This window comes from Halothiobacillus neapolitanus c2 (assembly GCF_000024765.1).
Classification (GTDB): Bacteria; Pseudomonadota; Gammaproteobacteria; order Halothiobacillales; family Halothiobacillaceae; genus Halothiobacillus; species Halothiobacillus neapolitanus.
Genome location: NC_013422.1, coordinates 272,163 through 284,440, shown reverse-complemented (window position 1 = coordinate 284,440; position 12,278 = coordinate 272,163). Strand labels below are relative to the sequence as shown.

11 protein-coding genes are annotated in these 12,278 nt (G+C 58.5%); 4 read left to right on the top strand and 7 right to left on the bottom strand.

What is annotated here, in order from left to right; translation table 11 throughout:
• Positions 1-2: 2 nt before the first annotated feature.
• The 7 genes from HNEAP_RS12920 to HNEAP_RS01315 form a co-directional block, all read right to left on the bottom strand.
• Positions 3-1,886 (bottom strand): efflux RND transporter periplasmic adaptor subunit, encoded by a 1,884-nt coding sequence (locus HNEAP_RS12920; RefSeq protein ID WP_012823176.1) that lies wholly within the window; start codon positions 1,884-1,886, stop codon positions 3-5.
• The gene (locus HNEAP_RS01340) at positions 1,883-3,172 is read right to left on the bottom strand and encodes a TolC family protein (protein WP_041600323.1); all 1,290 of its coding nucleotides are present in this window, start codon (positions 3,170-3,172) and stop codon (positions 1,883-1,885) included. The genes HNEAP_RS12920 and HNEAP_RS01340 overlap by 4 nt, the downstream gene beginning before the upstream one ends.
• Positions 3,173-3,400: 228 nt before the next feature.
• Positions 3,401-5,110: a multicopper oxidase family protein gene (locus HNEAP_RS01335; protein WP_012823174.1), complete on the bottom strand. Its 1,710-nt coding sequence runs from the start codon at positions 5,108-5,110 to the stop codon at positions 3,401-3,403.
• Positions 5,111-5,155: 45 nt separating this feature from the next.
• Positions 5,156-5,419: an SHOCT domain-containing protein gene (locus HNEAP_RS01330; RefSeq protein WP_012823173.1), complete on the bottom strand. Its 264-nt coding sequence runs from the start codon at positions 5,417-5,419 to the stop codon at positions 5,156-5,158.
• A gap of 124 nt (positions 5,420-5,543) precedes the next feature.
• Entirely contained in the window at positions 5,544-6,368 is an 825-nt protein-coding gene (locus HNEAP_RS01325) for a copper resistance protein B (protein WP_012823172.1), read from the bottom strand.
• 22 nt (positions 6,369-6,390) lie between these two features.
• Positions 6,391-8,361 (bottom strand): copper resistance system multicopper oxidase, encoded by a 1,971-nt coding sequence (locus HNEAP_RS01320; protein WP_012823171.1) that lies wholly within the window; start codon positions 8,359-8,361, stop codon positions 6,391-6,393.
• A gap of 187 nt (positions 8,362-8,548) precedes the next feature.
• Positions 8,549-8,971, bottom strand: coding sequence for a hypothetical protein (locus tag HNEAP_RS01315; protein WP_133484665.1), 423 nt, complete (start codon positions 8,969-8,971; stop codon positions 8,549-8,551).
• A 213-nt stretch (positions 8,972-9,184) separates the two neighbouring features.
• Here HNEAP_RS01315 and rplU point away from each other — a divergent pair, with 213 nt between their 5' ends.
• The 4 genes from rplU to proB all read left to right on the top strand — a co-directional run bounded on the left by rplU (position 9,185) and on the right by proB (position 12,266).
• Positions 9,185-9,496, top strand: a complete 312-nt coding sequence (gene rplU / locus HNEAP_RS01310; protein ID WP_012823169.1) for a 50S ribosomal protein L21 — start codon at positions 9,185-9,187, stop codon at positions 9,494-9,496.
• Positions 9,497-9,549: 53 nt separating this feature from the next.
• On the top strand, positions 9,550-9,807 hold the full coding sequence (gene rpmA / locus HNEAP_RS01305; protein WP_012823168.1) for a 50S ribosomal protein L27: 258 nt from the start codon (positions 9,550-9,552) through the stop codon (positions 9,805-9,807).
• A 152-nt stretch (positions 9,808-9,959) separates the two neighbouring features.
• Positions 9,960-11,087 carry an Obg family GTPase CgtA gene (gene cgtA / locus HNEAP_RS01300; RefSeq protein WP_012823167.1) on the top strand — a complete coding sequence of 376 codons (1,128 nt, stop codon included), beginning with the start codon at positions 9,960-9,962 and terminating at the stop codon, positions 11,085-11,087.
• 6 nt (positions 11,088-11,093) lie between these two features.
• Positions 11,094-12,266 carry a glutamate 5-kinase gene (gene proB / locus HNEAP_RS01295; RefSeq protein ID WP_012823166.1) on the top strand — a complete coding sequence of 391 codons (1,173 nt, stop codon included), beginning with the start codon at positions 11,094-11,096 and terminating at the stop codon, positions 12,264-12,266.
• Positions 12,267-12,278: the final 12 nt, after the last annotated feature.

Below are 12,278 nucleotides of genomic sequence, written 5' to 3'. Positions count from 1 at the left end.
CCTTAATGATTGTGGTGGCCGGACGCTGCCGGTGCCGCGTCGTCAGCGGGCTGCGCGGTGCCGGTCATGCGGGCGAAGGAAGCCTGGATGGCGCTTTCCGAGTCGATCAAGAATTGCCCGGAGGCAACCACCGTGTCGTCGGGCGACAGCCCTGCGGTGATCTGCGTCCAGCCATCTGCCGATTGCCCCACCTCCACCCGAACCGGCTGGAAGCTGCCATCGGCATTTTTCCGCACCACGCGGGCGCCCTGCGGGGTTGGAATGACGGCTGTCGTCGGCACGGTCAGCACATCGGCCTGCGCCACCCCCCGAATGCCGACTTCGGCGAACTGGTTGGGTTTGAGCACGCCATCTGGGTTATCAAATACCAGGCGCACCTTGAGTGTGCGCGATTTGGGATCGAGTTCGGGGTAGATAAAATCAACCGTGCCCTTCCAGACCCGGCCCGGCACGCCATCGACGGTCATCTCGGCCGGCTGCCCCACCGCGACCTGCTCCATATCCCGCGGCAGCACCTCGACCTGTACCCAGATCTTGCTTGCATCGGCGATGGTGAACATGTCCAGATTGGGGGTGACATACATGCCATCGCGCAAATTGATGACCGAGATATAACCCGATTGCGGTGCCAATACCGGAATGGTGCGCGCCACCTTGCCCGTGCGGGCAATCTGCTCGATCACCGATTCGGGGACATTCAGCAGACGCAGGCGATCTCGCGCCGCGTCGCGCATCTCGGACATGCCGCTTTTCTGCGCAACCAGAAAATCCTTCTCTGCCGAGAGAATATCGGGCGAATACACAGTCAGCAGAGTTTCACCCTTTTTAACGGTATCGCCTAGGGCGCGGACATTCAGCGTTTCTACCCAGCCGCTTGCGCGCGGATGAACATGCGACAAGCGGTTTTCATCCAGCGCCACCAGCCCGACGCTATGAATCTGGCGGGTCAGGTTGCGCCACTGGGCACGGGCCATCACCACGTTCATGTCGCGCAAAGTACGCTGTGGCACCGCCACCTCCGGCAACGGCGCCGAATTGCTCGCCACGGGTGCCGGTGCTGTCTGCTCCGTTTTGGCGGCGGCGCTGCCGGTATTGTCTTTCGTCCCGGCAGGGAACAGTTTCGGCACCAAGGTCATGCCGCAAATCGGGCAATTTCCCGGATGATCCTCGATGATTTGCGGGTGCATCGGGCAGGTGTATTTGGTCACGAACTTGGCATCGGATGCGGATTTCTCGGCCTTGGGCCCGGAGGACGACGGCGCTGCGGTTGCCGCGGTTTCGGTATGCCCTGCATGATCGTGCGACGCATCGGCTGACGCCGGTGCCGCGCTTTGATCGGATGATTTGGCCGGAAACTGCTTCGCCACCAGATCCATGCCGCAAATCGGGCAGGTGCCCGGATGATCCTCGATGATTTGCGGGTGCATCGGGCAGGTGTACTTGGTCACGAACTTGGCATCGGATGTCGATTTCTCGGCCTTAGGCCCGGAGGACGAAGGCGCTGCGGTTGCCGCGGCATGCCCCGCATGATCGTGCGATGTATCGGCTGACGCCGGTGCCGCGCTTTGATCGGATGATTTGGCCGGGAACTGCTTCGCTACCAGATCCATGCCGCAAATCGGGCAGGTGCCCGGATGATCCTCGATGATTTGCGGATGCATCGGGCAGGTGTACTTGGTCACGAACTTGGCATCGGTGCCTGCCGTCGTTGCTTTATGCGTCTGATCTCCCTGCGACGAGGACGCTGAAGGCGATTGCGTCGCTTCCGCCAGCACCGGGCGAATGAAGTTGATCGGCGTGTGCGCCCAAATCAGCGCACCCGCGCCAGCGGCCATACCGGTCGACACGACGGCGATCAGCCTGATTTTATTCTTTGAGGATTTCATGCGGGATTCTCCAGAAGGTAACGCAGATCGATCAAGCGTTGGGCGCGATCAATCGTTAAATCGAGGCGTTGTTGACGACCGGTAATTTCGGCCTGTTCAGCATCGATAATGGCCGTAAAATCTCCGCTGCCAGAGCCAAACTGGTTTTGCGCCAAGGTCGCGACCTGCCTGAGTTTAGGCAGAATCTGCCGATCGTAACGATCGATCCGACTCGTCAGGCTGTCCACATCGGCGTTGAGCGACTGCGCCTCGGCATGAAAATCGGCGGCACGGCTTTCCAGCGCCAATTGCCGCGCCTGTTGCCGTTTTTGCGCCGCCGCCAGCAGGGGCGCCTGGCGTTCACCGGTGAAGAGCGGCAAGCTCATGCTCACCCCCACACTCACCGTATCCGGCTGGTTGCCCGCCTTGATGCCGTACCCGAGCGAGACACCGAACTTCGGTTTGAACGCGGCACGCGCCTCGCCCGTTTGCGCGCGGGCCTCGGCCAGATTCGCCTGCAAGGCTTTGATTTCAGGTTGATGCTCCACAGACCCCTCGGGCAGGGTTGTCAGCGCGGAAGGCAGAGCCGTGGGCCAATCTTGCTGTGCCCGTGCCCCGATCCAGCGGGCCAGGCGTGCTTTCGTCGCCGCCGTACTGCCCCGCTGGCGGTCGATGCGATCATCCAGTTCCGCCAAGCGCACTTGCAATCGAACCAGATCCGTCGCTCGGGCCCGTCCGGTGCTGTAGGCCGTTTGCGCACTGCGCAGAAGGCGCTGATACAACGACTTCTCCTGTGCAAGCAGCGCCAGCGTTTGCTGATCGCGGTAGACGGTCAACCAGAACCGGCCCACTTCACGCCGCAGTATCTGTTGCTGCACGGCGATGTTTGCGGTTGCGGCCTGTATCTTCGCGTCGGCGGCCAGGGCACGCTGCGCCAAGGTGTCGCCCGGTGGCAAAGACTGGCTGATCGAGACCTCCGTGGTCGTCATGGGCGTCTGCGTGAAACTGAAGGTATCGAGCGGCAGACTCGATACACCGAGCGAAATCTCAGGGTCGGGCAGTTGATCGGCCGCCTTGGCCGAACTGGTTTCTGCCGATTCGGTCGCTACCGCAGCAGCCAAACCCTGATCATTCTGCACCGCCAACTGTTCGGCTTCCTGAAGTGAAAGCGTGGCATCCGGACTTATTGAAAAGACGGGTTGTTCTGAACGACCCGACGTGTTCTGACCGGCTTGTGCCAGCCCCGACAGAGCGAGGATAACGATCAGCAACATGCCCAGCGTGCGCAACGAATGCTGAATCGGCATCAGGCTCCGAGTCAAAACCCACCGGGTCAAACACCACGGCGAAGGCGATAAGAAAGGCATGATCAATACTCCTAACATCTTGATACAACAAGAACACCTTAAGAACTAAAATCGTCGAAACACCATCCGGTAGAACGCTGGCACCGCACAACGCGCTTCCGAGGGACAACCGAAGTGCGAACCCGGCGATCAAGACCGGAGGCCAACGAGTACACCTTTAGTCCTTTTTCAACTCACGGTAAATTGGCCCATCATGCCGTTGTCTTCGTGTTCGAGAATATGGCAGTGATACATGAAGGGATGATCGTCGCCGGCGGGTTGGTCGAACCGTGCGATCAGTTGCACCGTTTGGCCACTGTGAACCAGCACGACATCTTTCCACCCCCGCTCATAAGCCGGCGGTTGGGCACCATCACGGCTTAACACCTGAAATGAGATGCCGTGGATATGAAAGGGGTGCGCCATCATGCCGTCATTGGCTACATGCCAGATTTCCGTGCTGCCGAGTTTGACGCGCTCGTTGATGACCTTGGGGTTCATGTACTGGTCATTGATCGAAAACAGATGGCGGCCACCGATCCCCATGCTCATCCCACCCGGGCCGGTGGACTTGTTATCAGACTGCAATCCCCCGCCCATCATCATGCGACGCATCTTGCCCATATTCATGTCCTGCAAGGTAAATTTGCGTATTGGCGCATCTGCCTTGAGCGTGGGGATCGACGCCATTCGTTCGGGCAAATGGCCTGTTTTTGCCGTGGGCGCCCCCACACGAAATTCCAGCAGGTCAAAGCGGCCTTTATCGTATCCATCCGTAGCCATAGGCATGCGATTCAGCCCGGGAATCACTTTGGCCGAATCGCTCCGCAGCACCAGTTTCTTACCCTGCATGTCGTTAAGATCGACCATGATTTCGGCGCGTTCGGCGGGTGCCAGAACAAGTTCAGTTCGTTTTACCGGTTGTTCGAGCAAACCCGCATCGCTTGCCACCACGTGGAAGGGGCGTTCATCGGCGAAGCAGAGGTTGTAGATACGTGCATTGGAGCCATTGAGCAGGCGCAGTCGAATCCATTGGCCCGGTACCGCGACAAAGGGCTGTTCAACACCATTGACGAGAAACCGGTCACCCTTCATCCCCATGATATCCATCATGGAATCCATGTAATCCAACTGGCCCGTTTCTGTGATGCGGCGATCCTGGATCACGACGGGAAAATCGTCGACACCATAGGTATGTGGCATCCCGAGTCGGGCATCCAACCCGTCGTCGACGAGCAGAAAACCCGCCAGACCGGCATAGACCTGTGGCCCGGTCCGGCCATCCGGGTGCGGGTGATACCACAAAGTGGCCGCAGGCTGATTCAATGAGAATGAGACCGAGGTCTGTTTTCCCGCCGCGATCAGGTTGTGCGGCCCACCATCGGCATGACCGGGAACGTGGGCGCCATGCCAATGAACGGTCGTGGACTGATCGAGCCCGTTACTGATATCGAAACGAACGGGTTTCCCCTGAGGCACACGGATCGTTGGGCCCAGGATGGCGCCGTTGTAACCCCAGGTTGCGGTTTTAAGACCCGGCACCAATTCGCTGTGCTGCCCGGCCATGACATTCAGCGCATAGGTGCGCACACCCGAGCTGTCTGCCTCTCCTTTGAGTTGCGGCGGTATGGGCATTGGATGAGTGAACAGGCCGGAGGAAATCGAGGCAGATTGATTCTGTCCCGGCATACCGCCCATCATGCCACCCATCATCCCCATTGCCTGTGCCTGGGCTGATGTGGTTATTTGTTCCGTTAAAGCGACGCCGGTCAGCACGGTGGCCGCCCCTTGAACCAGTGTTTTCAAGGCATGCCGTCGCTTGGGTGAATCGATGGCCATGTCCTGCTGAGCGGCTGGTACTGGTTTGTTTGGATATTTGTTCGAAAAATCATGAGACATGACACATTTCCCCTAAAAAGTGATTTTTTACCGGTCGCGATTGGTTCATGACCGATCCCGCCCTTCCAGGATGCGGCGGCGTTCGTTGTATTCCGCCTCATCGATTTCACCGTTCGCAAATCGTTTCTCGAGAATACTCAAGGCACGACGGTCTTCCCGATCGGTCGGCCCGGGTCGATTGCTGCCTGTCAAAAGACGAAGAATGGCGAAGACGACGAGCGCCATTACCACCACACCCAGCAGCATAAAAATCAAGCCAAAGCCGCCAAAACCAGCGCCCATTCCCCAATGTTCATTAAAAAATGGCATTTCGATACCCTCCAAATAAAAACGTTGTCATGCAGCGCGAAGCGGATCGATGTCGGTGGATCGTCATCAGACCGCCCCGCGACTGCTCGGCCCATACAGATCGATACCGGATGCTTGCATCCGGCTACCACCACAAACGCAGGCCGGCGATCAGCTGCATGTCGCTTGTCGCCTCCCCGTTAGTACGGGCATAACTGGCCGTCTGGCCGTATTTGTTTGTCCACTGAATGCCCACATAGGGCGCGATTTCCCGCCGGATTTCATAGCGCAGGCGTAATACGAGGCGGGAATCAGCCAACCCGCGACCGATATTCCGCTCCGGGTCGTTTTTGCCGTACAGATTCAATTCCACGCCCGGCCAGAAAATGAGCCGCTGGGTAATGAAAAAATCGTACTCACTTGAAAGCCGCAGGGCCGTGCGTCCCTCATTGCCCACATAAGCCGTGGCAGACGTATCGAACTTGTAGGGCGCCAGACCCTGAACCCCGAAACCCAGCCAGTTGCGGCTCGGGATGGAACCTGCTGAAAAATCATGCCGCATACCGATCTGGGCATCCCAGAAGGCCGCGATGGCATGGCTGTAATAAGCCTCGATGTCGGCATCCTCGGTCTTGCCGCCGAGCCGTTTGCCCTCGCCCTTGAGCCAGAGTTTGTTGGTATCGGTGCCGATGTAGGCCTGGCCTTCGAACTGGCTGTAGTTGCCCTTGTTGCCAAAATCCCGCTCCAGTCGATCAATCATAACCTTATAGATCAGCGGACTGTGGGTTTCATGGCGTGCGGACTGGGCAACCATAGCGGCTACATCCGCCCGCTGTTGGGCCAGAGAAGGCGCCTGATAATGGCCTGAATTATTGGCTGATGTCTCATACCCGGCAGCTTGGGCCAAAGAGGTCGTGACCGCCAGCAGCAAGGTGGCAACGGGCGGCAGAAAAGTAGGGATCGTCTTCATTTTTTTGCTCCTGTTGATATGATCAAACCACGCGAACTTCACGGAACATGCCCGCGTTCATGTGGTAGAGCAGGTGACAGTGATAAGCCCAGCGGCCAATGGCGTTGGCATTGACGCGATAACTGATCGCATGACCGGGCGCGACGCTGAGCGTATGTTTGCGCGCGAGATACTCGCCACGGTCATTCTCGAGCTCGCTCCACATACCATGCAGATGAATGGGATGGTTCATCATGGTGTCGTTGATCAGCACGATGCGGACTGTCTCGCCGTATTTGAGCTCAATCGGAGCCGCATCACGGTAACTGACGCCATTAAAGCCCCAGATATACCGATCCATATTGCCGGTGAGATGCAGCTCGATGCCGCGTGCCGGTTCTTGCTGGCTAATTGGCCCGTCGATACCGCGCAGATCACCGTAGGTAAGCACTTTGCGACCGTTATTGCGCAAACCCGCACCCGGGTCGCTCAGACTCATGGAAACCTGTTGTGCCCTCATGCCGACCCCGACACCGTGTTCCGTCTTGGGGTGCCAATCGATTTTCAGCGTGCCGTCTTTGAGATTGCGGTTATGCAAGCCCGGCAGATCCATGGGATTGTGCGACATCGCGCCATGGGCTGCCCCGTCAGGTTGCCGATCAGCCATGCCTTTCATCGCATGGTTGTCCATCTTCATGCCGGAAGTGCCGTGTTGCGATGTCTGATCATGAGTCATACCAGCCATGGGTTTTTGCTGGCTCATATCCATGCCGCCCATGCTGCCCACACCGCTATTGTCTTTGGCGTGATTGCCCATGTGCATGGCGGACATATCGGTATCACCCATGTCCATCCCGGACATAGCCATACCCATATCCGCCATGCTGAGGGTGGGCACCGGGTCCATCGGCGGGATGGGCGCGCGCAGATCGACATGCGGGGTGAGCGTCCCGCGTGCATAGCCTGAACGATCCAGAGACTGGGCAAAAATGCAGTAAGCCTGGTCGGCTACCGGCTCGACAATCACGTCATAGATTTCAGCCACCCCGATGCGGAATTCATCCACCGTCACGGGGTGCACATCCTGGCCGTCCGCCGCCACTACGGTCATCTTCAGGCCGGGAATACGCACGTCGAAATAGCTCATCGACGAGCCATTGATAAAGCGCAGTCGAATTCGCTCGCCGGGCCGGAACAGCGCCGTCCAGTCACCCGCCGGCGTGTTGCCGTTCATCAGATAGGTGTAGGTGGCGCCGGTCACATCCAGAAGGTCGCGCGGGCTCATCCGCATCTTGTCCCACATCAACCGGTCTTCAACGGCTTTGCCAAAACCCATCTTTTCAGACTGGCGAATCAGGTCCATCAGATCGGGCTTGACGTAGTTGTAGTAGCCGTCGGCCGTCTTTAGTCGGTTGAAGATAAAGTCGGGACTGGCATCCGTCCAATCGTTGAGCATCACGACATGATCTTGATCGTACGCCACTCGATCCGACTGCGCCGGATCAATCACGATGGCTCCATATACGGCATTCTGCTCCTGAAAGCCCGTATGGCTGTGGTACCAGTAGGTGCCAGACTGCGCCACCCGAAAACGGTAGGTGAAGGTGGTGCCCGGGGCGATGCCCTCATAAGTCAGCCCCGGCACGCCATCCATCTCGAACGGCAGGATGATGCCGTGCCAGTGCAGGGAGGTCGACACCTTCAATCTGTTCGTCACCCGCAACGTCACCACATCGCCCTCACGCCAGCGCAAGGTGGGGCCGGGAATCGAGCCGTTGATCGTCATCGCCGTGCGCGGTTGTCCGGTAAAATTGACCGGCCGTTCATCGATGACAAGGTCAAACTCCGTGCCGCGCAAGGAAGGCGGCTGCCTTCGGCCATTGATCGTGGCAGCCTCGGCCGGGTTAAGCCCAAGCGCGGCCATAACGCCGCCTGCGACTAACCCTTGAATGAAAATACGCCGCGACGAGTTGATCGGACGCGTATTGGCTTGAAAAGCACTTTTAATTGGCATCACTAAGCCCTCAACAGTGGGTTGGAATTAAAATCCGGTTGAGGCAATGGACAAGTGTTTGCGCGATCCGCACCCGTTTCACGGGCAGCAAATCACCATCATGGATAACAAACAGGAACTCGCCCACTACCCGAGCACGCGACTTCCCCGAAGGCAGGCAGCCCACGGGTAGTCGCGCCAGCTGGTGTTAGGCGATGGGAGGACGGAACAGCGGAGCGGACACCGAAGTGTGCGTCGCCGGCAGGGAGGAGATGATTTTATGTGGCAAAACGGGCGTGACCGGAATTGCCGGTGCATTCAACTGAAGGGCCACACCGCCCAGCAACAAACACAAGCCGCAATGCGTGCAACCGTTGCTGCACTGGTCATGGCCGGACGATGATGATGTATTGTCGGTGGCCATGTGCATCATCGGGCAGTGTGGCGCGTCGGTCGCCCCGTCACTTGTCGACTGGTCAGCGTTGGGCATGAACGTGGTGTGTAAGCCTCGCTCGAAGGCATGAGACATCATCGGACAACCTTGCACCACGGCACCCGCCAAGGCGTTGTCAAGCGGGAGCCAGACAGCCAGCAGCAACATGATTGAGGAGATCAGTCGACGATATTTCATGAATAGAGTATTGATGAGCCTGCTAAACTTTGCAACTACCTTCATAGCAGCTATCGTCACCGGCGTGACAAATTGAACTTGACGATGAACTCATGTGCCGCTAATATCCGCCGCCTTTCCATAAGATCACAGCGCGTGCCTTGCTTTAATGTCTGGCTTTCTTAATTAAAATTAAGCTGGCGTGCGCGAACCGAACAAAGGTTAAATGCAATCATGTACGCAGTAGTAGTCACCGGCGGTAAACAATATCGCGTAGAACCCGGCGAATGGCTTCGGGTTGAGAAGCTTGAAGGCGAAGAAGGCAGCGCAGTCACATTGGACCGCGTGCTGATGATCGCCGACGGCGATGCCATCAAAGTGGGCGCCCCTGCCTTGGCAGGCGCCAGCGTGACCGCCGAAATCATCGGTCAGGGTCGCGGCAAGAAAGTGGACATCATCAAGTTCCGTCGCCGTAAGCATCATCGCAAGCATCAAGGTCATCGCCAAGCGTATACCGAGATCAAAATCACCAGCATTAATGGTTAATTCGCTCTTGGCAGGCCGCGTGCCTGCCTCTGAGCCTAGTTTGGAGTTTTGTCATGGCACATAAAAAAGCAGCCGGCTCGACCCGAAACGGTCGTGACTCAGAAAGCAAGCGCCTCGGCGTCAAGCGCTACGGCGGTCAAGTTATCAGCGCGGGCAGCATCATCGTGCGCCAGCGTGGCACCCAGTTCCACCCGGGCGCGAATGTGGGTTGCGGTCGCGACTACACCCTGTTCGCACTGACCGATGGTGCCGTCAAGTTTGAAGTCAAAGGCGACAAATCACGTCGTTTCGTGAGCATCGTTCCTGTATAAAGCCCAGTGTGACTCTGGTCGCGCTTTAAGGTCTACAGGAAAATAGTGATTTCACCAGCCCCGTTTCAGCGGGGCTTTTGTGTTTCCAGTCCATTCAATTTAGTGTTATCGGCTGAAATCAATGCGTGTGCCGGTTCGCAAGGTAAAACTCCATGAAATTTGTCGATGAAGCCAAAGTAAAAGTGAAGGCCGGGGACGGCGGCAACGGCGTCATCGGCTTTCGCCGCGAAAAGTACGTGCCTTATGGCGGCCCCGATGGCGGGGATGGCGGAGACGGCGGCAGTGTTTATTTCCTGGGTGATGCCAACCTGAACACGCTGGCCGACTTTCGTTTTGTGCGCCACTACGAAGCCCAACGCGGTGAAAACGGCAGCGGCTCGAACATGACCGGAGCCAAAGGCGCCGATTTGTGGGTACGCGTACCCCTCGGCACCGTGGTGCACGATATCGACACCGGCGAAATCCTGGGCGAGGTGCTCGACCCGGCCCAACCACTGCTGGTAGCGCAAGGCGGCTGGCACGGATTGGGTAATGCCCGTTTCAAAAGCTCCACCAACCGCGCGCCCCGCCAGAAAACCGAAGGCACGCCGGGCGATGAACGCCGATTATTGCTGGAATTGCGGGTACTGGCCGATGTCGGCTTGCTCGGCATGCCCAATGCGGGCAAATCCACCCTGATCCGCGCCATTTCACAGGCCAAACCCAAGGTGGCAGATTACCCGTTTACCACCCTGCACCCCAATCTGGGCGTGGTTGCACCTGAACCGCACCGCAGCTTTGTGGTCGCCGATATTCCGGGCTTGATTGAAGGGGCTGCCGAAGGAGCCGGGCTGGGCCATCAGTTTTTGCGTCATCTTGCGCGTACCAATCTGTTGCTGCACATCGTGGATGTCGCCCCGCTGGACGAGGCGGACCCGATCGAATCGGTCGCCATTATCGAAGAGGAACTGGTGCGTTACGATGAAAGCCATCAGACGCATTCGGCCGAGCGCCCGCGTTGGCTGATCCTGAACAAGATCGATCAATGGCTGGAAGAAGAACGCAGCGAACAAATCAACTTGCTCACCCAACGCTTCCGTCACGAACTGGATTTCAAGGGACCTATTTTTGCAATCAGCGCCCTTGAAAAACAGGGTACTACCGCGTTGGTCTGGGCCATCATGGAGTTCATGGAAGCGGCCCGTGCAGCGGATCAGGCAGCAGCTGCCGAAGCGGCCAAGGCGCCTGTCGTTCCGCCCGCGAAATTCGATAATCCCGATCTTGAGTGGACCGAGGAGTAATCCGCCATGGTTGAACGAGACGCCAATCCTGCCATGGGGGTTGATACGGGGGTTGATTTGCGCGCCCACCTGAAAACCGATCGTCGATGGGTCATCAAGATCGGCTCGGCCATGGTGACGGGGAACGGCGCGGGCCTCGACTTATCCGCAATCGACCGCTGGGCGGAACAAATCGCGGCGATGCGCGCCGAAGGGCGGGAAGTCGTGATCGTTACCTCCGGTGCCGTCGCCGAGGGGATGGCTCGGCTGGGATGGCCGGAGCGACCCTCTGCCCTGCCCGAACTCCAGGCCGCCGCTGCCGTGGGTCAGATGGGCTTGGTGCAAGCCTATGCCGACGTACTGCTTCGGCATGGCATCCACACGGCACAGATTCTTCTTACCCACGACGATCTGTCAAACCGCCAGCGCTACCTCAATGCGCGCAGCACCTTGCGCACACTCCTCGACCTGGGCGTGGTGCCGGTCGTCAACGAAAACGACACCGTCGCTACCGATGAAATCCGTTTTGGTGATAACGACACGCTGGCCGCACTCGTCGCGAATCTCGTCGAAGCCGATGTGCTGGTCATTCTGACCGACCAGCTCGGGCTGTTCGATGCCGATCCGCGCAAGAACCCGTCAGCGCGACTACTCACCGAGGTAACAGCAGGAGACCCCGCCCTTGAAACCATGGCTTCCCCCGAAGGTGGCCGACTGGGGCGTGGCGGCATGTACACCAAGGTCATGGCAGCCAAGCGCGCCGCCCAATCAGGAGCGGCAACCGTTGTCGCCTCGGGCGCTACACCACACGTTCTGCTCCAACTGGCCGCGGGAACATCCGGCGTTGGCACGGTTTTTCAACCGGCACAAACTCGACTGGCCGCCCGAAAACAATGGCTTGCCGGGCAATTGCGCGCCCGGGGTACGGTTCGCGTGGACACGGGCGCTGCCGCCGCGCTGCGCCAAGGCGGTCGCTCCCTGCTGCCCATTGGCGTCCTTGAAGTCACTGGTGAGTTCACTCGCGGCGATCTGGTGCGCATCGTCGATGAAGCGGGCACGGATTTGGGGCGCGGCCTTATCAACTACGGCTCCACTCATGCGAAAAGGCTGTGTCGGCAACCCAGTAACGCGATTGCTGAGCTACTGGGATTCGCAGAAGAGGATGAACTGATTCACCGCGATAATCTGATCCTTCTTTAATCGGCTCGCCGC